The sequence below is a fragment of the Desulfosporosinus shakirovi genome (genome assembly GCF_020595055.1).
Taxonomy (GTDB): domain Bacteria; phylum Bacillota; class Desulfitobacteriia; order Desulfitobacteriales; family Desulfitobacteriaceae; genus Desulfosporosinus; species Desulfosporosinus shakirovi.
Map to the genome: position 1 here is coordinate 1 of NZ_JAJDOO010000049.1, position 22,810 is coordinate 22,810.

Genomic DNA, 22,810 nt, shown 5'->3' on the forward strand with positions numbered 1-22,810 from the left:
TCAAATTCGCCTACGTCGGCGAATTTGACCTGCTGCGTGAAGCGCCTGCCGATCTCCTTGACACCGGTAAGCATGAATTCAGAAAGTCTCTTGTTTAATCTTATTAGTCCAGCCACGATGACAAGGGGCATAGGTTCCAAGCTGAAGTCGTAGATTTTGATTCCCGCCTTTTTAATTGCTTTAATTACAGCATATGCAGGCGGCTTTCGGATGCTGAAGGCTTGGCTGGCAACCAATCCTTTGCCAACACGAATCTGATGCCTCGAAGCAACTAATTTATTTTTTCTTGATGGGGATATAAATATCCGCTACAGCCTGATTGGAATCCCATGCCTCCGTTTTTTTCTGTATAAAAACTCAAAAGCATACTTCTCCTGATCAAAAAGATAGTCACTCTTTTCAAACCATTCTTCAAAGATATACTTCCACGTCCTTTGTATTGCCTGGGCAAAGGCTCCCTTATTATTGGCTAAATCTGCAGGCTCGGTGGCAAACACTGCATACTCCGCTGTCGGGACTTCGACGGTCACCATGCCTTGGGGGACATAATCAAAATTATCCTCCACGGGTCCGAAGAAGTAGGAAAGATCCCCCTCTTTCTCTCCTCAGGACGAAACCACATGCCGATCTGGTCGGCAACGCCTTTAGCCAGCTTGTCGTAATCCTCATAACTTACTGAGGAAAAATCGGCACCTAGCCAATAGGCTCCTAACTGGATAATATCTGCCTTTTCGCCCTCTTTAGTCGCAACAGAATAACCTATTGCCTTGAAACTGTTTTTGGGGGTTATCCTTACCTTCATATCCATTTCCCCTTTCTTTTTAACTATAATTCCCTTGCGCTCATGCCAAATTCTCGGCGAAAAGCTTTGGAAAATCCTGAAGGGGTATCAAAGCCTAAAGCCAGAGCAATATCTGTGATTTATGAAGACACCGTTAACGCTGCTTGCCTGGGCCGCGTGTTCCAAAAATCTACAGTATAATAACGTTTTTGCAGGCATTAGCGCTATTCACAGATTCAGAGCCAACTCGAAACGGGCTGACTCTGAAATCGAGCCAATACTATTCTGAAAGCAAAAAAGCCTGAAATCCTGCCTCACAGGACTTCTCATGGAGAAAGAAGCTTAAAAATGGTTGTAGTAATCTGTAGTGTAGAACCAATCAATTTGAGTGTTGTCCGTAGTCAGCTCATAATCAGCCGCGCCGACCCAAGGGACACTGCAGGTGGGTGAATAGCCCTGGTCCGTATACATCCAGCCGGAAAGGGAACCGCCGTCAAATTCTCCCAATCCGTTTAAGGCAGAAAGATAGCCACCGCTGTTCACTGTAGCGTAACTGAAGTAATCTTCGTCCTCAGCCCACTCAGTGAACTCTTCCATGATATCCATTACCGTGGTTCCGGAATCGACATAAAATCCATCCGGATCAAAGTATGCATCCGCTGCCTCATTGATCTCATCGCACTGGTCCACCACTTCGCCGGTGTAATAGGTTCCGTCATTCTCAATTTCGTCAAGGACGATATCGTAGTATACCTTAACCGTTTGTCCCGTTACTCCGGCGCTGACGCGGTACTCCCGGCTGTCGCCGCCGTTGCTGACGGTCATTACATTCAGGTTCTGATCCAGATCATAATAACCGCTGCTATAGCAGCCAGATGCCGAAGCCCCTGAACCCAAAGTAATGCTCCCAGGAACGGCTGAGCGGTTGGAGCCTGAAGGCAGCAGGCTGTTGGCCTTAATATAATAACTGACTTCCGTCCACTTATGGTTTTCCTGAGCATACCATGGATTGCCTGCAAATCGGTCTGTACTGGTCCCTGAAACCGTAGCGGCAACACTGGGGCTGGTGGTGAAAGTCACTGCTGCGACCTTTAAGGGGTCGGAAGCGGAGACACCAACGGTGCCGTTGGGAAGGTCGGCCGCCAAAGTATAGGTGGTGCTGCCGATGGTTACATCATAAGCCTCATTCAGCAGGTCCACGTCATCAACCGTTCGGGTAGTGCCGCTGCCGGTGAAGGTCAGGTCGCTGGAACTGACTGTAGTGCCGGAACTCACTAAATTGATCTGGATGTCTGCGCTTTCCAAATCATATTCCGTGTCAAGATCGGCTCGGATAAACTTGGTGGAGCCATTGTTATCTTGCTGGAATACGGCGGTTTCTCCGCCGATGGTAATGGACGTGACCTCAGAAATCGTCACCGGCGAGCTGTCTGTCGGTTTAGTCACAGTGTCGGCAAATGCCGGAACAGCGCTGAGGGCCAGCATCATAAACGACAGCGAAATGGAAAGGCCCTTCTTTGTGAGTTTTTTCATCAATAAAACCTCCTTAAATTTATTAATTGCTAGTTAGAAAACGTTTTAGCGGAATAAATTTCCCGCCTGTTTAAACTATTTCCCAGGCATCACCCCCTTACCGGAATTCAATGTTCTTTTCAGCCATCAAAAAAGAGCCGATACCTTCGGCTCTGAATCATGTAGCTAAGCCGCTGATTATGATCCGCAAACAGAGGGCCTAAGCCCAGCCTGATTTCCTTCTCATCCAACAGCAAAGTTGCTCACATGCTTCCCCCCGAAAGCCTTGTGACCCTGAACAGGGCAGGTCTCCTGACTCGAAATCATCCTTATCCCTTGCCTTCCCGGTTTTACCCAGTGGTTTCTCTTAGGGACTCGTCATTCATACAGTAGCGGGGCTGTTCCGGCTTCGCACCGGATTCCTTATTAATGCTTTCAAGCAACCCTATTCAGTATTCATTTTTAACGTGCTTAAAATTCCGTTACCACATCTTTTCCAAGTTAGTTCCTTTCTTAAAACGTTTCTCACTATTACCATATTAAACTTATCAAGTTATATTCTTCATTTTATTCCATTATCATCTAATAATATTCTTTAAGTCAACAGTATATTTGAAATAAATACGTCGAATTTTATCGTACAGGCCGATTTCTTTGAAATTTTATTGACTTTGCCTATATTTTTTGATTCTCCCCGCTCCGCCCAGGATAACGATTCCCAGGACACCCATCGCCAGCAGGCTGGCAAGCCAGGGATTTTCAACCACCGTCTTTTTGACGATTTCAAAGACGCGGGCGGCTTCCTGGGTTTGACTTTCTTTTTCGCCACCGGCAGTGCTGCTGTCCGTGCTTATATCCCCGGCCTTATCCTCAGCGGCTTCAACCTCCGGGTTGGAAGCCGGGGCCGATCCCCAATTGACGGGCAGGGGCGAAAAGACCCGGTCCCCCGGATTAACGTCGGGAACGGTCCCTTCCTGGCTCGGCAGAAAACCGCTGAGGCCATCCAGGCGGATATCGCCGGAAGGGGTCCTGACTCCGGTCCTGACCTGTGCGTCGAAAAGCGAGCCCCAGTCATTGCCGTCGTCGGGATGTATAATCACCATATCTTCGCTGCCGGAACCATAATTATATTGAATATGTTTGTTGTCAATCCCCCTGACAAAATCAATTTCCTTGGCCGCAAAGGGATTGTATTTTTCCGATATACCGGTTTCCTGCCCCAGCAGGTAACCCTGCAGCTCCACCGTCCTCAGACTAGTGCAGCCGCTGAAATCGTACCTGTCCAAAGCCTGAAGGGTGGCAGGAAGCTTAATGGACTCCAGAGAGGTGCAACCGGCAAAGGTATAACCGCTTGTTTGGGTGATGCCTTCCGCCAAGGTTACCTCCGTTAAACTACGACAATCCCGAAACAGACCGTTACCCAGAGCATACTCCAGATTGTCGGACTTGACCGTCGCCGACTCCAAGTCCTGGCAGTTGCCGAAGGCATAATCCTGAATTCTGGTCACACTTTGAGGGACGACAACCTCCCGGATAAGGGTGGAGGCAAAGGCGCTCGCCCCGATATCCTCCAGACCCTCGGACAAAGTGACTTGTCCCAGGCCGATGCATCTCGAAAAGGCACCGGTGCCGATGGTCTTCACGGTCTTGGAAATGGTAAGGGTAATAATATTCAGATTATCGGCAAAAGCCGCATCCTTGATGGCCGTTACCTCATAGCCGGCAATGGTTTCCGGTATTTCTAGCCAATACATTTCCTCCTCGCTTATCCCTTCCCGGAAGCCGTTAATAATAGCTGTCCCGTCTCTCTGCACACTCCAGGCAAAGACCGTTTCCTGACCCTTCACATTGACCTCCGCTTTCCCGATGTAGAGAGCGCCCTCGTAAGTGAGGGATGCGGTAATAATACTGACCCCCGTCCCCAACGCTGTCACCCTGCCGCTTATATCCACTGAGGCAACCTTGTTGTCGGACGAACTCCAAAGCAGCGGTCCGGCATCCGCCACCAATCCGGCTTTGACCACAGCCACAGCCTCCGAGACACTGCCGGTTTCCAGATCGGCCAGGGACTCGGGAGGATGGAGGATCAGCCGAGGATTGTCCTTTGCCTTTTCTTCATCCAGAGTGTAGTATTCCACCGGATAAGTAAAAGAGATCCTGCTTGTCGCCCCTGAACCGCCGGCAAAATCCGCAAAGGACTCCTCCCAGCCCTGAGCTCCCTTGAGTACGAAGATTTTCAGTTTTCCTGCCACGGCTAGGGGCAAGCCGCTGAAAGAGTCATTTTCCCGGGTCCAGACGTCATTGTGAACACCGGTTCCGAAGCCGTCGCCCCTGAGGGGCATATTCCCTTCAAAACAGACGGCCTTCAAAGCGGTGCAGTCCGCAAAGACGGCACTGCCCAATTGCTTCAATGTGTAAGGGAAGGTTATGCTCACCAAACCGGCGCAGCCTGCAAAGCTGCCTTTTACCTGCTCCAGTCCGGCAGGCAGGGTGATTTCCGTGAAGGTACAATTGCGAAAGGCAGCGTCTTCAATTGCGGTAATCCTATCCCCCAGGGTAATGTCCTGCAGGCTCGCGCAATCCCAAAAAGCCCCATAGGGTAAGGTCTCTATCTGAGTAACAGACAGATCAATACTTTCCAAGCCGGAACCCATGAATACTTTCCATCCCAAGGAAACCAGGCTTTGGGGCAAGATAAGGTCCTTCAGACTCAGCGTACCCGCAAACCCCTCATCCCCAATATTTTTCAGCCCTTCGTTTAAGAGTGCTTCTTTCAACTGAACACAGCCGCTGAATGCCTTCTCTCCAAGAGTCTTTACATTGGGTCCCAACGTAACGGACTGAAGCCCGCTGCCGTAAAAAGCCCCGGCCCCAACCACCGTCACCGTATCCGGCACTGCAAAGCTGACCCCATCAAGATCGCGGGCGGCAACCAAAGTGGTCATATCCTTGCTGTAGAGTACCCCTCCCCGGCCGATATAATAGAGATTCCCGGCGGCAACATCAAAGTGCAGATTAGGGCAGCTTGTAATAATATTGGGATTGAAGCTTGCTAGGCTGGCCGGTATCTTTAGCTCCCGCAGGGAAGGACAGTTATGAAAAGCACCGTCCCCCACTGCCGCCAACCCTTCGGGCAGATCCATCCGGGTTAGAGCCAGACAGTTGGCAAAGGCACTGTTGCCAATAGTTTTCAAGGTGGCCGGCAGGCTGATTTCCGTCAGTTTCTCGCAGGAAACAAAGGCCCGCGTCGCGATATTAGTAACCGGATAGCCTTCAATTTGATTGGGAACCTTAAGCCGTGTCGCCGTTTTATCGCATTCAACGATAGTGACGCCTGCTGCCCCCAGTTTATACTTCAGCCGGCTGCCATTGTTATAGAGAACACCGTCCGAATCTGCCTGGGCAGGAATGGCCGCTTCCGGCATTCCTGCCGGGTCGGAACCGGCTTGGTTTTCAGCAGCCCAAAGGCCGGCAGGCAGGAAAAAAGGAAACAGCAGAAATGTCAGAAAGATCCCTGACCATAAGAAGAAAGGCGGCAACCTTCTTTGGGAGATCTGTCTTCTTTTCCTTTTGATTGACATAGCTTTGCTCCGCATCTACCTATCTCCTTTTTTCCTAATTATAGCGACGATCGACGATCAGGTTGTCAGCCGGAATCGCCCAAGAGAACCGCGGCCAAATCCACCGAGAATTGTAGGACCCGGCCAGACCAAGCCTGCCGGGTACCCTGATTTCTCCAGCCAAAGCAGCCGGCGCCGCCAGAACTATTCCGTTAAGGGGGGAGGCAATCCCAGAACTGCCGACAACTTAACGATCCCCTATCTGTTTTTTATACCTGCGATAGCCTGCACTTAACAATATTCCTAAGATAAGCGCTGTCACAATCGCGGAGGTCACAGGGTTTTCCTGTACAACCTTCTTGACGATTTCAAAGAGAATGAGCTGTTCTTCCTGCTCCTTTTCCTGATCCTGCTGATCCTCTACCTGATCTTCAAGACCGCCGCCCCCGCCGCCTGCCGGTTCTTGGGGCACCTCCTCTTCCTTATTGGTCTCCGCATCTCCCTGTTGAGACTGAGTCAGGTCGGCCAGCTGGGCCATTGTTACCGGTTGATCTGTCGCCTGACCTTCTGTGGACGGCGCTGCGATTTCCTCTGTTGTCGTGGTCTCTCCAGTACCGCCTTGACCATTATCGATAATCTCACCATTGCCATTGCCATTGCCGTTCCCATCGCCATCGCCATTTCCGTTTCCGTTCCCGTTTCCATTACCATTTCCATTTCCATTACCATTTCCGTTCCCGTTTCCATTACCATTTCCGTTCCCCGGTTCACTTGGTTGATCCGGGTCTTCGTCATCATCTGGATCATCCGAATCCTCTTGCAAGTCTTCCTGTTCTTCCGTAATAACAGCTGTCACAACCGCGTCTGAATTCACTTCAAACTGTCCTGATGCGGGGATATTTGCCTCAGACCCGTCCTGATCGACCGTAATACGTTCCAAGGTGTAGGTGTAAATGGTCTTGCCAACGGTTTCGGAATTCTTCGCCTGGGCCGTTACCGTGATGGTAGAGCCCAGGGCCGCATAGATGGCAGTTTCCGAGTCGCCTAGGGCATACTCCTCTCCGTATCCGCTTCGCTCCACCCTGACGGTAACCGTGCCATTATCGTTTCCGTCGACGGTTATTTTGCAGTAACTCGGCTGCCCCAACTCCGGACGGCCTGTCGTGTCATCCTGAGTCCAGCTTTTAGGGCGATCTTCCGTACCGTCATTGCCGGTATCCAGTAAGTAGGCCACTTCGCCGCTGGCGAACTGCTCAGCCGTCTTCAATGCCGAGTTATTGCCTTCATTGGCATCGCCGATGCCCGCCTGGGACGCTGCTTCAGCCAATCGCATACCTTGCCTCCGGCCGGCGCTCCCGGAATTGATGCCGTAATAGTTATTTTGGTTGTACTCCGAGACTTTATCGCTGATGCCATTGACTATACCTCCTCCGACCGTAGCCGTCAGGGAAGGGCCGTACCAGAAGCAGTTGATAATTCCACCGGCGGCCCCCTCAGAGGCATATCCGATTAATCCGCCCACATTTGTCGAGCCTGTAACTGAGGCGGTGCTGTAGCAATTCAGTGCAGCGTAATTCCCTTGTGAAGTTACATCGGAACCAAATCTCCCCACCAAACCTCCGGCCTCTTCTCCGGACGCCTCAACCTCCCCGGCATTATAGCACTTCGTCAATTCGCCGCCGCTGTTCCAGCCAATCAAGCCGCCCACCTGACTACCGCCTGTTACCGTCCCGGTCTCGGTATTATAGCAATCCGTCAGGTCAGCCGCCTCGCTACTGCCAAACAGCCCGCCCACCTCGCTGTTACCTGTTATTGGGCCGTCGTTATAGCAGTACGTTAAATTAAGGTGAGAAGGATTACTAGTGTTATTTCCAATACTACCGATCAACCCGCCAACCCCGCTGTTACCTGTTATTGGGCCGTCGTTATGGAAATACGAACCAGAAACTTTTTCTCCGACTCGGCCAACCAATCCGCCTACGTAACGGGCCGATTCTGCATTAATTGTCCCTGTATTAACGCTGCTCTCCCCTAAATCAACCAATTTGATATAACCTATCAGACCACCAATACCCTCCGCATTTCCCGTGACAGTAATCGTGCCCCCATTACTGCTTCCAGTTAAAGTGCTCTTATAGCCGCTATCCAACGTCCCCAAACCAACAATGCCGCCAACACCTTTAACATTACTGCCTTCAGCTCTTATTGCGCCAGTATTTCCGGCCCCTATAATCGTCATTCCGGTAGTTGTATTTATAGTCCCAATGAGGCCACCGATGCCTTCAATACTATCCCCGGCAGTTGCTTGTCCGGTAATGGTTCCGTCATTTTGGCAGTCCTCTGCTTTCTTACTGCTAACACCAGCATGATAACCGACAATTCCCCCTACGTTTTGACGTCCATATATCTCGCCGTGATTTACACATTCCTCAATGTCTCCGTAGTTGGTGCCGACAATGCCGCCGATATTACTGCGGGTATTTTCGCTAAAATCAACGGAGGAGATAATCCCTGAGATCTCACCGTAATTATATGCGGCTACAGTCCCCATATTATCGCCGGTAACTTCAAAGTTTCCATCAAGTCTGATGTCCGTGACCTTGGCTTTGTCACCTATATTGAGGAATAAAGGAGCATGAGCACCCCTCAAGGTAATGGTATTGCCATTGCCGTCAAAATGGCCCTGGAAGGCTTTTCCCTCAGTATCGCCGATGCCGGCCCAGCTTTCATCAAGCTCAATGTTATCCCCCAGCTCAAACCAGTTATCTGCATAGCTTTCCCCATTGTTGACGCTGTCTGCCAGCTCCTTCAGAACCGAAGCACTTTGGATGACATAGGGCTGACCCTCTATGCCGGTGGCAAACCCATTCTCTTTGTTCCATTGGGCGTAAAGATTCAGATCATCCTCAACGGACGAAGCAAAATCCCACTCTTCCCCGCTGCTGCGCTGGGTGAACCAGCCGGTAAAGGTATAGCTGACGGAAGTGCCGTCGTCCCACTGGGGAGGCTCAGGTTCCGATACCGTCTGCCCGGCTTCGGCAGTTACTTCAACAACCTCCTCTTCGCTGTCCATCCGGCCTCCGTTGGCGTCAAAAGTGATAATGACCTGGCCTTCCGTTTTCCACTGGGCATAGAGGGTGATATCTTCCGTCACGGAACGATTGAAATCATATTTATCGCCCCCGGCCGCCTCCGTAAACCACCCCCGGAAGACTTTGCCTGCGCAAGTGGGGGCCTCCGGCCGCTCCACAGCCTGCCCCACCGATACCTCTGCGGTCTTCAATGATTCTCCCCCAAAGCTGCCGCCGTTGGCGTCAAAGGTTACGGTACGCTCCCCGGTCTGACTGGGCACAAACTGGGCCGAGACCGTTACATCGGCTTCCGGCATAGTAAACTCCAAGGCAATACTGCCATTCGCCCGATCCGTTCTGGTACCCTCAATCTTATAGCCGCCTTGGGCGCTGATTTCCTTCAGCATATATCCCGAAGAGGGAGCCGCGACAACCATGACCCTCTCCCCTGCGTTGAAGTATTCGTAAGCGGATTCCAGGTTCAATACTCCCTGGGAGTTTTCTTCAAGCCCTACTTTAAAGATTACCCCATGACTATCATTGGCCAGAACCGGATAGCCGTCTTCCTCTGTCCGTTCCTGGCTCCAAAGCCCTCTGCGGAGCAGCTCCTTGCCGCCGTCCAGAAGCCAGGCCACTTCGCCGCTGGCAAATGCCGCCTGACTCTTATCCGTGACATAGTTCTCATCAATAGGAGTTCCCGGCCATTTCTCACTGGAATAGTAGCAGTTCGTATTATTGCCGTAACCTTCTGTATTGGTGATTGCCCCCACTTGGGCAGTTGTTCCGGAAAAAGTACCGTAGTTATAGCAATATTTCACTACCGCCTGGCTTTTATTTCCCCCAGTGATCCCACCAATGCGGGCCCCTTTATTCTCATCAGTAATCAGCCCGCGATTATTAATCAGGCCGCGATTATAACTATAGCTCACTGTGCCGCTATTATTCCCGGCGATACCGCCAACAGATTTGCCCCCTGAGATGGTACCGGTATTACCGGAACGGATTACCCTACCTTGAAGGTTACCGCTGATCCCGCCGGCGTATAAATCATCCGCGCTGACCGTTCCTCGGTTCAGTGAATCGCTGACCTCACCTCTTAAGTCGCCTGCAATGCCGCCCGCACCGGCGTTGCTGCCGGATGAGCCCTCACCAGCAACTGATCCGGCATTGGTGCAGTTTTTAATTGTTCCCGACATTCTTCCGGCGATACCGCCTGTAGCAGGGCCTCCGTTGATCTCCCCTTCGTTAGTGCAGTCGCTAAGCTTCGATTCACCTTCCCCTTGACCGATTATTCCTCCCACATAGGAGCTCCCGCCGACCCGGGCCGTATTGCCGCTCCCTGTGATAGTGGCGGATCCAACCAGATAACCGGCAATGCCGCCCACATATCTTTGCCCTGAAACCTGACCGGCACCGCTCTCATCAGCCGCCAGTCGGCAATCGGAAATCACTGCGTCTTTTGCATAGCCGGCGATACCGCCTACATAGTCCCCGCCTTTGACGCTGCACTTTAACGTCAGGGTTTTAACGGTTCCGCCGAGAATATAGCCGAATAAACCCTGATAATTTTCCGGGGTTGCCATGGCCAGTCCGGATATAGTGTAGCCCGCACCGTCAAAGGCCCCGGTAAAAGGCTTTTCGGCGGTACCGATGGGCGCATAGCCGGAAGTAATCTCAATATCCCCACTTAAACGGATTGTCTTGCCGCCGAAATCCACCGCCTCAACGGCTGTCCCATCCAGCTTTTGACCCCTGACCAGCTCGGCCAGGCCCAGCAAATCCGGATATGTCCCCATGCTAAAGGTATTATCTGACGGATTGGGATTGGCATAATACCATTCTGTAGAGCTCTCCACCGGCAGGCTGAATCGCCAGGCGATGGTGGTGTCCGCCTCTGGCACAACGGCCTGGTAGACGACCTTATCATCCTCCTCGGCAGACCAGTTTACGCAATCCTCCGGGGTAAATTCCAGCCAGTAATGCTCATACCCCGCATTCCGCAGAGCATTCAGCTGCATTTCCGTGCCTGCCGGTACGTAGGTGTACGGGAACCCGCCTTCCGGCTCGAACACCCTATAGCTGCCGCCCGCCGGGGGCTCGGCCAATTCCACCGTACCCGCTTCCTCACTGCTGCCGGCCACCTTTTTCAAAGTCAGCTTATAAACCGACCCGGTTGTTCCTTCACCCTTTAGCACCGGAAGGCCCTCCCCCTGAGTCCAGACCTTTGCAGCCTGAGCTTGATGAGAATCCAGCAACCAGGCCACTTCGCCGTATTGGAAAGCTTCAGCTTTCTTGGCAAATTCCGATAGGTCCGTGCTGTCTTCGCTGACCAAATAGTAGGAATAATTAACGGATCGATTATTGCCTAGGAGTTTATCACTGAGGGAAAAACAATACTTAACAGTGTTGCTTAAGGAACTATTCCCAACAATACCCCCAACATCCGACGAACCGCTGATATCTCCCAGGTTATAGCAGTTTTCTATAGGGCGTTCTGCCCCCCCGACAATACCGCCCACCCGGGTGCCGCCGGTTATGGATCCCATGTTATAACTTCTCTTGATGTCGTTTTGGGATCTATGCCGACCAGCAATACCGCCCACATTTTGGGTCGTCCCGGTTACATTTCCCTTATTACTGCAGTCGCTGACTAAACCCATAAGCAAACCCACCAGGCCGCCCACAGATTGGTCTGCCGTCGCCCCTTGAGCCCCCACTGTTCCGCTGTTGCCGGATTGCTCAATTGAATACTTGACCTCGGCATAACCGGCAATCCCTCCTACATACTGAGCATACCCGGTAATATTTCCTGAATTATTTGCGTTTTTGACTAATCTCTTTCCCCCTGATGAGCCTTTTAAATATCCTGCTATCCCGCCCACATAACTATTGCCTGTCACTGCTCCCGTATTGGTGCAGTCCTTAATTTCCTTATCACTGGAATCGTTCGCGATATTACCGACGATCCCACCGACATAATTCTGGCTTCCATTGACCAGACCTTGATTTGAACAATCGCTGAGCACTTGATTAGTATAACCGACAATGCCGCCTACATAGCTCGACCCCGCGATTGCTCCTTCATTAGCGCAGCCGCCAACTGTTCCCGTGGTATACCCGGCGATTCCGCCTACATAATTGCGGCCTGTTACCCTGCTCGGCTCAGCCTCGGGTACACCGACAAAACGGCAATCCGTTAACTCCGTGCCTGCGGCATAGCCCACAACCCCGCCGCTGTAATCTCCCCCACTGACAACACTGCCTCCAACCGCCAGCTCCTTGATAGCACCGCCGGATGTATAGCCAAATAATCCTTGATAGCCATCGCTGCCGACTATAACCAAAGCGCTGATGGTATGTTGATTGCCCGCAAAGGTCCCTTTAAAGGGTTTACCTGATGTTCCGATGGGGAACCAGGCCTTGCTCAGTACAATATCCTGCCCCAGTTCCACCGTCTTGCTCTCAAACGAATCCGCAACCTCTTCCCCACTGTTGTTGATGGCAGTGCCTGCAACCAGTCTGGCCAGATATCTTAAGTCATTCTCTGTTTGAATGATAAATTTATCATCGACGCCGGCCCCGTTGTTATACCATGCTCCTCCCACCGGGCTGCCGCCGGTTCCCAGAAATTCATATGACATGCTGATATCTTCATTGGCAATGGCGACGGAATAGTTCTCACCGGTGACTGTAACCTTACCTGCCGGGGCAAAAATCAGCTGATAGTCCTCGGGGCCGCCATTTTTCTGCACATCCAGGTCCACACTTAAACCGCTGGGCAGGTAATAGCTGGAACCGTTCCCCTCATTAAATAATAGCCAGTTAGTATATTTTCCGTCTGCAGACTGAATTGCGCCCAGAGCCACCGTTCCCCCCGGCGATGATTCATCCGGCTGGACCAGATTCAGCATATACAACGTATCGCTGCCGTTCCCCCATACCGGATACTCTGTGCCTTGAGTCCAAAGGGTGTTATGGGGACCCTGCCCGCCGTCCAGCAGCCAGGCTGCCTTGCCAAATTTAAAAGCGTCCTCTGTCAAGCCATAAATGCTTTCTTCAGCCGCCAGGTAGCAGCTGTTGACGATGGGGGCATCTCCTCCCGTTAAGGCCAAGCCGGTAACGGGTGTCGTATAGGAGAAGCAGCCGTCTATCTTGGCATTTGCTCCATTCGCTCCCCCCAGAATGCTGCCTACTCCCGAGCTGCCTGTTATCTCTTCCTCAAGATTGTAACTGGCCTTAACCGTGCCTGTAGCACCGCCGGCGATTCCGCCCACATTGGTACCGATTCCTCTAACCAAGCCTTGATTCATGCTCTGGATAACGGCGCTTGTACTACTGCTGGTGGTATTGCCGACAATCCCCCCCACATAACTGCCGCCTGACACAGTTTCTTCGTTGCTGCTGCCGGTTATCGTTCCGGAAGTTTTGGAAATAGCGCCGACGATACCGCCCACATTGTCACCTGTGCCTTGCACCGTTCCTCTGTTCATGGCATTGGTTACCGCATTGGTTATACTGCCGACGATCCCACCAACGTTATTTCCAGTTCCTGTAACGGTTCCTTCATTGCTGCCGCCGCTTATCTCGTCAGTGGCGTTGCCGGACAAACCGCCCACATCGTCGCCCGTTCCCATAACATTCCCTTTATTAATACCGGTTATTGCGCTTGCACTTCTGCCGGTTATTCCTCCTACGCAATTCCCTGTTCCTTTGACAATACCCATCACATTATTCACACAATCGGTAGTGGTTATCCCTTTCCCACTGTTGCCGATTATCCCGCCTACTCCTCCCGCCGTACCTGTGCCCGATGTTTTTATAGTCCCTTCCACTGTTCCTTTATTGCCAGCATTATTGATATCTCCATTTTCAGCATAACCGGCAATTCCTCCGATGCCGCCTTTTCCACTTTTGTTAATCATCACCTCTCCTATTACGTTCCCCTCATTTGTCCCATCCGTTATGTCCGTATAGTTGACCTGACCGGCAAGCCCGCCAATACCGCCGTACCCGCTTGCGGGAATCGTAGTCTGAGCGTTAACCAGCCCTACAAACGTACAGTCTATAATTGAACCTTTAGCTGAGCTCGTTCCCGTCGTCCAACCGACAATACCGCCCACATATTGACTTTGGCTGCCGGCGTAAAGCCTCCCGTCAACTGTAAGGTTCTTTATCGTCGCTCCATTGGAATAGCCAAATAAGCCCAAGTAAGTCCCCGCGGCCGAGGCTGCGTCGTCTCCCAGCTCATAATAGATTTCATGATCCTGACCGTCGAAAGTCCCCTTAAACTGGTTTCCGTTACCTATGGGAGTCCATTTCCCGGTCACTGTGATACTACTGGCCAATTCGATAGTCTTGCCCATGAAATTTACCGGGCCGATCGCTGTTCCTGCCCCATCTTTAGCCGTTCCGTTGACCAGCTCTGCCAGACCCAGCAGTTCCCCTTCCGTGGTGATCCGGTAAGGGTCGGAGGATCCTGTAAGATACCAGCCGATATTGCTTTCCTCCTGATTCCAGAAGCGATAGGTCAGTTCTACGTCCTGCTCTATTGTCTTGGCCAAATACTTATCCGCTTCTTCCCCTTCGCCCTCTTTTTTTTCCACGGCTCTGGCCGGATAAAAAGCGGGCTGATATTCAGACACACCGGGCATTTCGCTGTTGAGCTCCACTTTCAGCTCAAGGGCTGCCCCGCCAAGTAAATAAGTGTACTCCCTGCCATCGGCCCCCGGAAATAGTTTATAACTTGAATCCTCGGCCAATTCAGCAAAAGTCACTGTTCCCTGTTCACATGGCGGCTCAGGCTGAACCAGGGTCAGCTTGTACACTGAACCTGTGCCCAAAACCGGATAATCGGAGCCTTGGGTCCAGACATTATTGTGAGTTCCTACACCGCCGTCCAGGAGATACACAACCTCGCCATACTTAAACGCTTCTCGGTTTTTGGCCTGTTCACTGGTGTCCTCTTCACCGGCAGCCAAATAGAAACTGTTGGTTATAACTGCCTCTCCCCCGCACAAGTGGTTACTGTCTCTCTCCAGGTAAGAGAAAGAGTTTTTAATCGCCGCCGTTTTCTCAGCTTGACCTACCAGGCTGCCGACAGATGTCACCCCTTTGGCTTTGCCTAAATTGCCGCAGTTTTGAATTGTAGCCTCCCCTTGCTTACCGGCAATTCCTCCTACTGTCTGACCGCTGCCCTCAATATCAGCTTCATTCAGACTGTTGGCAAGAACCACCGTGCCGGCGACAGCACCTGCAATACCCCCAAGGTTATTGGCTCCACTTACCCTGCCGCTGTTAGTACATTGAGAAATCCCGGAAGTACCGGCTTCTTGGGCGTTGCCCACAATCCCCCCGACAAAATCGCTTCCTATAATTACTCCCCTGTTGCTGCAGTCGGAAATTTCAACTTCCTTTAAATTATCCAGATAGCCAACAATGCCGCCCACGTTATTCGTCCCTGTAACATTGACTTCATTCTTGCAATTGTTAAGGGTTCCTGCGCTGAGGAATCCGACAATCCCGGCGCTTGAGTCGGCTGCGGTTATACTTCCCGCTGCTGTCAGATTTTGAATTGTCGCTCCCGCAGCATAGCCGAACAGACCCTGATAAGTATTGCTCCCTGTGATGGATAGACCGCGAATTGCTTTCCCGGCACCGTCAAAGGTCCCACCGAAGCTGATCGTTTCACCGCTGCCGATAGGTGTCCACGCCTCAGTCAAAGTAATGTCGTCCGTCAAAGTAATTGTTTTGCCTGAGAAGCTTACCGCCGGAATAGCTGTTCCCTCTCCGTCTGCCGCTGTGCCATTGACCAGTTGGGCCAGATAACGCAGCTCGGCTTCGTTACTTATGCTGAAGTTCATCGTTTCCGGATCTTTCAGATACCAGGTGGTTACTCCGTCATCAAGGCTCTCCGCCAAGGTGATATTCAGATTCAGGACGGCTCCATCCGCTGACAGATAGCCAAATAAGCCTTGATACTCATTGCCTGCCAGCTCCTCCTCTACATCAGCATCTAAACTTAAGCCGCTGATCGTTTTTTCGTTCCCGTCAAACCTTCCTCCAAAGCTGGTCCCCTCATTTAAGCCAATGGGTATCCAGTCCTTCCTTAGCTCAATATCCTTAGCTAATGTAATAGTCTTACCCGAAAAAACCACTGAATCAATTGGTTCACCGGTTCCGTCTAAGGCTGTACCATTTACCAGCTTTGCCAAATAGTACAGTTCAGCCTCGTTACTAATTGTAAATGCAGCGGAAGTCGTGTTATTAAGATACCAAGAAGTAACACCGTCGTTAATATCCGGTGTTAACTCAATGTTAGTTTTTGTCTCCGGAACTGTTATCTCCTCTTCAATGGGTTCCTCGCCCTCTACCGCCGTTCCATCTTCATCCGCCGTCGTTCCATCCTCATCCGACGGTTCTTCCTCCACCGTCGTTCCATCCTCATCCGACGGTTCTTCCTCCACCGTCGTCCCATCTTTATCCGACGTCCCCTGCTCAATTGCGGCAACTTTAGCCGTAACCGACATATTACCGGCATAGGCAAAGGGAATTCCTTGCGACATTATCAGGACAATACACAAGATAATGCTCAAAATATACCTAAGTTTCTCTTTTTTCATTCTCTATCCTCTCCCCTCTTCTGATCCTCCCTATATAAAGATCATTTTGAAAGAATATACATTTTTCCTGTCTTAGGATCCTCGTACACCATGCCCTTAGCATTAAAGCTCTTACCTAAAGTTCCGTCCTTAACTGCCTCCTGCAAATCTTTATTCTCAACCTCAACCAAGTCTTCTTGATCAATGACATCCGTTACTTTGTTATTTATATCCACACCCCAATAAAGAATAATTGACAGCATTAGCCCACAAGCAAATACCAGCATAGCATCTACCAGGTTTACAATACCGTCCAGCGGATTGATTTCTTCTTTATGTAATCGTGACCTGGGCCTACCACTTAATGATCCGGTTCTGATCATCTGGCACTCACCTCCTCCAGCATGCGCTCCATGGCTACCTCCTCCAGTACATACTTAATCGCCACTTCCTCCAGCACACACTCCATCACTACCTCAAAATTGATTAGGTAATTGTCATACCATCGTTTGCGAATATTTGAAATGACATAGCTGACGGCAGCTGAACTAACGCCTGCAATTGCGGTGTCAAATGCTATTGCAAGGGATGCCGACAATATCGCCGTGTCCCCTTCGCCCAAGGCCACGATTCCGGGGCCAAGCGGAATCAATGTGCCAAGCAAACCAAACATAGGCCCTAGTTTTGCCACCAAGTCTGTGCTTGCCGTTGTCTTTTCATACTCGGCTTCCTCTGTTACAAGGAGCTTATGCGCCATGGCAATTAAAAGGGCTCGCGGCATATCTCTTGATTCTATCAGCATGTACAGTGCCTCTTTTTGCCTATGAATAAATCGGCTGGCCTCAATAATTTCACGCAAAAACTCTGGACCGCTTTCATGGATGTCCTTGATTAAGGCAAGAACATCTACCTTTGTCTTGCGTCTTTCCATAAATAATTCAACGAACAGGTCACCCACCTGCCACACGGAAATTACTATCAGTGAAATTAGGATGATTTGGCAGGGCACTAATATTCCCTGTCCTATTAAGTGAAGTATGTCGTTTAGCAAAAAGTGCATTTATTCCATCTCCTGTCTTCTATAGAACCTAGTACATCTAGAAGCCCCAAGGCATTGCCACATAGTATGGGATATTGTACTGTACCTTAGTGTATTATTCCGCAACTTGCTTTTCCTCCAGTATTTTTCACGCTACCCTTCATTAAAGAATAAAAAAGAAAAAAGCATTACTCAAAAAAGAGCAATGCTTCCGTTGTTCGGTCAGCAAGCCTGTTGTTTATAGTTTTAAAGATTTGGTGATTTCTTCAATTCTTACCGGGTCATGATTTTGAATAACAATCTTTAGTTCACCATATTCAGTATCTCTAATCAACTCTATGATCTTCTTTTCTTTCGATGTCAGAATTATTTTAGATTCATCCTCTTTCATTGCTTCTCCTCCCCATTTTACAACTTCTGGCCTTGTATTGCCGATAGTGAAAAAAAAAGAGCCCGTTCTTCCGGCTCATAGCAACATGATGCAACAAAGTAGGGATGTCCAAAAACATCCAAACCTTAAATTTGCCACACATCTTTCCCCCGAAAGAGTTGTGATATTAAACATGGCAGGTCTCCTGACTTGAAATCATCCTCCTCCCTTGCCTTCCCGGTTTACCCAGTGGTCCTTATAAGGGATTCGTCATTCATACAGTAGCGGGGCTGTCCTAGCGTCTCACTAGAGTTCCCATATTAATGCAATTAAGCAACCATATTCAACCTATTAAATTGTAACTCTATCTTATAACCTACGATATACCAATTAATTATCTACGTCAACAGAATATTTTGACTAAAAAAGTAGAATATTACCGTATCCTCTGGAGTTTATACTCCTCTTTCTTAAAACGTGTGGAGAAACTTCACAAAGACTTGTTTTAGACCAAGGAGCACCTGATTCCCCCTATACTCCTGATATTCTATGGTACAGACCTAAAATCAATGGACTTGACAAACTTCGTCAAATCAAGGGATAAATCACATATCTGATCACCCTGTAGATAATTCCCATATTTGTCGAATAAAATTCTGATTAATGGACGGCTCGGGTAATCCTTCTGAACTCCGATTACTTTGCCAACTTCCCCTGTATTTAAAGTAACAATTGACCCTTGCGGATAGAGTACTAAACATTGAAGAAAGTTTCGAACAATTTTTTCATTGAATTCTTCACTTGATCCAGCAATAATTAATTCCAGAGCGTGATATGGGGGTAAACCTTTTCGATAGGGTCGATCACTCACAAGAGCATCAAAGACATCTGAAACAGCAACTATTTGAGCGTTTATCGTAATTGAGCTTTGGCGAAGACCATCCGGATAACCTTTGCCGTTCCAGCGTTCATGATGATGACGGATAATTGAGAGCACCTTATTGGATACATCAGCACTTTTAAGCATTTCCTCACCGTGCACCGGATGCTTTTTTATGATTCCCAATTCGTCATCCGTTAAATTTGAAGGCTTATTAAGAATCTTAGAGGGTATGGCGCGTTTGCCAATATCATGCAACAAAGCCCCTAGTGTTAAATCTCTTAGTCTTTGTCCTGAAAAACCCATTTGTAGTCCGATCAGAGTCGCTAAAACCGCTACATTCACAGAGTGAACGTAAGTGTAGTTATCAAATTTTCGAAATTTGTTTAAATCCAGATAAACTTGGTTTGTTCCTTCTAACTCGTGGATAATCTTATCAACCACGGAAAACGTCTTTTGTAAACGATCGACGCTAAAAAGACAGGTATCCTCAAAAACTTCTCTGACATAGCCTACAATGTCTTGGTATTTTGATTCGGAAAATTTGTGTGTCTTAGGGGCTTGAGATTTATCCAGCTCATATTTCAAGGTATAAATCTGACGTCCTTGAAGAAGTTCTTGAATGTTTGGTGTAATCGGCTTTCCTTTGGATAACAAAAGGATTCCCTGTTTATCAAACAAGTCAAGTGTCGAGAATTCGCCAATTTTAAATGCGGCAGTTGATAAAAGTTCTAAATGAGTTATCAAAACTAAATTCCCTCCTAAAACAAAAAACGCCGAATAATTATTCAGCGAAAACATCCTATCTATTCGATAACCCGGCTATCTTCACATTACATGTAAGACCCGTGGCTTTGCGTCCTCAGTTCTCACTGAGTTTGCCATTATCGCAGAATCACTATTTTAAATTATTAAGCCCATTAGACTATTATACAAATATATCATACACTATGCCCAAATAATATACGATTCTAGAAATTTCTCTCATTTTTCCCCTTTTAAGTGTTCTTTCTACTTATGAAAAAAAGAGTGTAACATTAAAAATTTAATCATTAATGTTACACTTTTTTGCCAGTAGAGGGGAGATATCTAAATCTCCTTTCTCAACCTGGGATCAAGAAAGTCCCTCAAACTATCACCAATAAAGTTAGTGCCTACTGACATGGTGAGAATAGCCAAACCAGGAAAGGTACCAATCATTACTTCTAATAAACTCAAACGAGTAGTACGGGTAATCAAACCCATGGTAAAAGAACCTTATCAATTTAGAACAAGAGGATTTAGACCTCGATTAATTCTCGGGAAAAATTATTAAAACGCACCGGCCCTTTTTCAGATAGTCCGACAATATCTTCAATGCGAACCCCATATTGCCCCGGTAAATATATACCCGGTTCAATACTGAAGGTCATTCCAGTCTTCAAAGTTTCTTGGTTACCCAAAACTATAAATGGATCTTCATGGATATCCAGCCCTATACCATGACCTGTCCGATGGACAAAATGCTGTCCATATCCAGCTCGGGAAATGGCTTTGCGGGCGGCCTCATCCACTTTTTCACAAGAAATCCCTTCTTGAACTGCTTGGAATCCAGCTTCATTTCCCTCTCTTACGGCATTGTATATCTTCTTGACGTCTTCAGATGCTTTACCCAAAGAAAAGGTTCGAGTCATGTCAGAACAATACCCTTGAAAGAGTCCTCCGAAATCTAAGACAACCAAATCACCCACTATTAACTTTCTTTCACCCGTATTGTGATGAGGCGAGGAGGTGTTAGGTCCTGAGGCTATAATAGGTTTGAAAGAAATTTCCTCAGCTCCATATTCCTTGAGTTTACTTTCCACAAAAAAAGCCAATTCCTTTTCAGAAATACCTGGTTGAATCACCATAAGCACTTCTCCCATAACCTTATCTGTTAATCCTCCGGCCTTTTCTAAAAGATTCATCTCATTTTGGTCTTTTATCATTCGCACTTGCCGCATCAAGGCTGAAGCACCAATAAACTCGTACCCTGGAAAGGCCTTTCTTACACTTAAAAAATGTCCTGCCCACATTCTTTCGTCAATGGCCGCTATTGCTGAATGCTTGTTGATCAACGGAAGTAATAAATCCACCGGGTCGCTCCCATCAGCCCAGGTTAGTAATTCAAAACTATTCTGTCCAAGATTTTCTGCCACTTCCCGATACATCTCAGGCAGAATCATAACCGGTTTGCCCTCTGCTGGCATCAAAAAGGCCTGCAGCCTCTCATCCGCCACGGTCTTTAATCCGGTGAGATAAAACAAATTAGAGGAAGGGGCCAATACCAGATACTCCGTGCTTTGCTCTCTCATTATTGCTTGGATTTTCTTGATTCTCGCGATATATTCAACCATAGATTCAATATCCTCCTTGTAAGTCTTAGACTTTTTTCCAGACTTCGAATTTCCATAGCCATAGTGATAATTTTAACTATTTCACCAAAAACCAAATTATTTCGCAATTCTCTGTTCCATCGTTGAAGGCCCAGTGTTCTTCTCCGGCAGGAATTATAGCTGCTTGACCTGCGGATATTCGACATTCTGTTCCTCCACTCATAGTTAGAATTGATCCGCTCATTATAAAGGAGTATTCATGTTCAGTATGAACTCCAACTCCTTCTGCCGGAACTCTTGCTCCCGGGGGAAACACCACACTCCCCATTGTCACTTTGGCATTCTTCACTGCATCCTCACCAAAAAGGGTTCTCATTATCACATCACTACGATTTGATGCTATAACATCTTTGTTTGTTGCAATTTTCATTAACTGTATTTCTCCTTATCTTCTTCCTTTTGAGCTGGAGTTATTTTGACAATATGATTCTCTTAGACTAAGGGAATCACATAAATTCAGAAATGAGATTATTCATGAAATATAATTGGGGTAAGTACTGCTATCATGTGGACTGGTTCATCTGTCATGTTATGCCAGGTATGATCTAACATTGAGGGAAAATGAATCGTGTCACCCTCGTTCATTTCATATTCTTTGTCCCCGATCATCATTAAAACCTTGCCCTTTAATATATAGTAGAACTCCTCACCCGGATGATTAAATACAACATCCTGCCCTTGCCGCGGCGCTAATACTATGTGAATCGGTTCCAATACCTTTCCTGAAAAGTCACCTCCTAAGCGCGTAAATACCGAATTGGATCTCTCAATTTGAAATGGCTTACGATCAAGAACTGGGGTAAAAAAACTGTTGCTTACTGTGCTTTCAAAAAAGGAGGACATGGAAACATTAAATACGTCTGCAATCTTTTGAAGAGAAGTGATAGCCAAGGAGCTGTTACCTCGTTCTACCTGGGAAAGGAAACTGATAGATAACCCAGTTTTTTCGCTCAATTCTTTAAGCGTCATGTTCATGCTGACTCGAAGACTCCGTATTCTTTCGTACATATTTTCCATTAAATACCTCTAATTCCTTTTATCGATTATAGTTATATGAAATATATTATAGTAGGACTAAAAAGTCCAGACTTTTGCCACAATAATACAGTATTTTACTTATGAAAGATATTGGCATCCAGGTTCACTATAAAACCAAAATTCTCTTTATGCAACTTGGCTAGCACCAAGCCATCCTTTCTTCAAAAAAAAGCAAACTGTATCGCACTGATACAGTTTGCTTTTTATATTGTTATTATTCACTTTTAGTTAGGACTTGCTAATTTATCGAAAAGTCAAGACTTGGCAGAGGTTTATGGGTAGTTTCTTAATAAGATGTGCCTAAAAAAACAGCCTTTGGCGTCAAAAACCGTGTACATGAAGTTAAAATCAAATGTTGCATCGATGCACCATTTGGCCTCTCTTCCTCGAAGGGGGGAGTAACTCACTGATTCAGTCAGCCATTTGAGCCACTCCCCATAGGGTACCAGCTCTTTGGTTTCCGTCAAACAACCTCCGATCCCAACGGCGTTGCTAAACAGCATTTTGCAGCTTTCTTCCTTGATAAAGTTAAAAAAGGGGGTTGGTT

14 protein-coding genes and 3 riboswitches are annotated in these 22,810 nt (G+C 48.3%); all 14 genes read right to left on the reverse strand.

All coding sequences use genetic code 11. The annotated features are described in order from the left end of the window. Window positions 1–308: 308 nt before the first annotated feature. The 14 genes from LJE72_RS23610 to LJE72_RS26885 all read right to left on the reverse strand — a co-directional run bounded on the left by LJE72_RS23610 (window position 309) and on the right by LJE72_RS26885 (window position 22,766). A complete protein-coding gene (locus tag LJE72_RS23610; protein WP_229250418.1) occupies window positions 309–566 on the reverse strand; it encodes a GyrI-like domain-containing protein in 258 nt (85 codons plus the stop codon). Next, window positions 527–802 carry a hypothetical protein gene (locus tag LJE72_RS23615; protein ID WP_229250419.1) on the reverse strand — a complete coding sequence of 92 codons (276 nt, stop codon included), beginning with the start codon at window positions 800–802 and terminating at the stop codon, window positions 527–529. The genes LJE72_RS23610 and LJE72_RS23615 overlap by 40 nt, the downstream gene beginning before the upstream one ends. Window positions 803–825: 23 nt before the next feature. Beyond that, on the reverse strand, window positions 826–921 hold the full coding sequence (locus LJE72_RS23620; protein WP_312038966.1) for a helix-turn-helix domain-containing protein: 96 nt from the start codon (window positions 919–921) through the stop codon (window positions 826–828). 202 nt (window positions 922–1,123) lie between these two features. Continuing rightward, window positions 1,124–2,314, reverse strand: coding sequence for a DUF4430 domain-containing protein (locus tag LJE72_RS23625; RefSeq protein WP_229250420.1), 1,191 nt, complete (start codon window positions 2,312–2,314; stop codon window positions 1,124–1,126). A gap of 264 nt (window positions 2,315–2,578) precedes the next feature. Further along, a riboswitch (cobalamin riboswitch) is annotated at window positions 2,579–2,756 on the reverse strand. A 199-nt stretch (window positions 2,757–2,955) separates the two neighbouring features. Beyond that, window positions 2,956–5,889, reverse strand: coding sequence for a leucine-rich repeat domain-containing protein (locus tag LJE72_RS23630; protein WP_229250421.1), 2,934 nt, complete (start codon window positions 5,887–5,889; stop codon window positions 2,956–2,958). Window positions 5,890–6,100: 211 nt separating this feature from the next. Beyond that, window positions 6,101–16,543, reverse strand: coding sequence for an InlB B-repeat-containing protein (locus LJE72_RS23635; protein WP_229250422.1), 10,443 nt, complete (start codon window positions 16,541–16,543; stop codon window positions 6,101–6,103). Window positions 16,544–16,584: 41 nt separating this feature from the next. Continuing rightward, complete coding sequence (locus LJE72_RS23640) at window positions 16,585–16,905, reverse strand: DUF2149 domain-containing protein (RefSeq protein ID WP_229250423.1); 321 nt, start codon at window positions 16,903–16,905, stop codon at window positions 16,585–16,587. Beyond that, the gene (locus LJE72_RS23645) at window positions 16,902–17,582 is read right to left on the reverse strand and encodes a MotA/TolQ/ExbB proton channel family protein (RefSeq protein ID WP_229250424.1); all 681 of its coding nucleotides are present in this window, start codon (window positions 17,580–17,582) and stop codon (window positions 16,902–16,904) included. Before LJE72_RS23645 ends, LJE72_RS23640 begins: the two co-directional genes overlap by 4 nt. A gap of 217 nt (window positions 17,583–17,799) precedes the next feature. Next, complete coding sequence (locus tag LJE72_RS23650) at window positions 17,800–17,952, reverse strand: DUF2292 domain-containing protein (RefSeq protein WP_229250425.1); 153 nt, start codon at window positions 17,950–17,952, stop codon at window positions 17,800–17,802. A gap of 157 nt (window positions 17,953–18,109) precedes the next feature. After that, window positions 18,110–18,288: riboswitch (cobalamin riboswitch) on the reverse strand. 190 nt (window positions 18,289–18,478) lie between these two features. Then, window positions 18,479–19,558 carry an HD-GYP domain-containing protein gene (locus tag LJE72_RS23655; protein ID WP_229250426.1) on the reverse strand — a complete coding sequence of 360 codons (1,080 nt, stop codon included), beginning with the start codon at window positions 19,556–19,558 and terminating at the stop codon, window positions 18,479–18,481. 62 nt (window positions 19,559–19,620) lie between these two features. Continuing rightward, a riboswitch (cyclic di-GMP riboswitch) is annotated at window positions 19,621–19,704 on the reverse strand. Window positions 19,705–20,091: 387 nt separating this feature from the next. Continuing rightward, window positions 20,092–21,186 carry a M24 family metallopeptidase gene (locus tag LJE72_RS23665; RefSeq protein WP_229250427.1) on the reverse strand — a complete coding sequence of 365 codons (1,095 nt, stop codon included), beginning with the start codon at window positions 21,184–21,186 and terminating at the stop codon, window positions 20,092–20,094. 76 nt (window positions 21,187–21,262) lie between these two features. Beyond that, window positions 21,263–21,595 carry a cupin domain-containing protein gene (locus LJE72_RS23670; RefSeq protein ID WP_229250428.1) on the reverse strand — a complete coding sequence of 111 codons (333 nt, stop codon included), beginning with the start codon at window positions 21,593–21,595 and terminating at the stop codon, window positions 21,263–21,265. Window positions 21,596–21,693: 98 nt separating this feature from the next. Then, complete coding sequence (locus tag LJE72_RS23675; RefSeq protein WP_229250429.1) at window positions 21,694–22,242, reverse strand: helix-turn-helix domain-containing protein; 549 nt, start codon at window positions 22,240–22,242, stop codon at window positions 21,694–21,696. A 293-nt stretch (window positions 22,243–22,535) separates the two neighbouring features. After that, window positions 22,536–22,766 carry a DUF3102 domain-containing protein gene (locus tag LJE72_RS26885; RefSeq protein WP_396391821.1) on the reverse strand — a complete coding sequence of 77 codons (231 nt, stop codon included), beginning with the start codon at window positions 22,764–22,766 and terminating at the stop codon, window positions 22,536–22,538. Window positions 22,767–22,810 lie beyond the last annotated feature (44 nt).

Coding starts and splice junctions, on each gene's coding strand:
- LJE72_RS23615 (WP_229250419.1), bottom strand. CDS start 802: ATGAAGGTAAGGATAACCCCCAAAAACAGTTTCAAGGCAATAGGTTAT.
- LJE72_RS23625 (WP_229250420.1), bottom strand. CDS start 2,314: ATGAAAAAACTCACAAAGAAGGGCCTTTCCATTTCGCTGTCGTTTATG.
- LJE72_RS23630 (WP_229250421.1), bottom strand. CDS start 5,889: ATGCGGAGCAAAGCTATGTCAATCAAAAGGAAAAGAAGACAGATCTCC.
- LJE72_RS23635 (WP_229250422.1), bottom strand. CDS start 16,543: ATGAAAAAAGAGAAACTTAGGTATATTTTGAGCATTATCTTGTGTATT.
- LJE72_RS23640 (WP_229250423.1), bottom strand. CDS start 16,905: ATGATCAGAACCGGATCATTAAGTGGTAGGCCCAGGTCACGATTACAT.
- LJE72_RS23645 (WP_229250424.1), bottom strand. CDS start 17,582: ATGCACTTTTTGCTAAACGACATACTTCACTTAATAGGACAGGGAATA.
- LJE72_RS23650 (WP_229250425.1), bottom strand. CDS start 17,952: ATGAAAGAGGATGAATCTAAAATAATTCTGACATCGAAAGAAAAGAAG.
- LJE72_RS23665 (WP_229250427.1), bottom strand. CDS start 21,186: ATGGTTGAATATATCGCGAGAATCAAGAAAATCCAAGCAATAATGAGA.
- LJE72_RS23670 (WP_229250428.1), bottom strand. CDS start 21,595: ATGAAAATTGCAACAAACAAAGATGTTATAGCATCAAATCGTAGTGAT.
- LJE72_RS23675 (WP_229250429.1), bottom strand. CDS start 22,242: ATGGAAAATATGTACGAAAGAATACGGAGTCTTCGAGTCAGCATGAAC.
- LJE72_RS26885 (WP_396391821.1), bottom strand. CDS start 22,766: ATGCTGTTTAGCAACGCCGTTGGGATCGGAGGTTGTTTGACGGAAACC.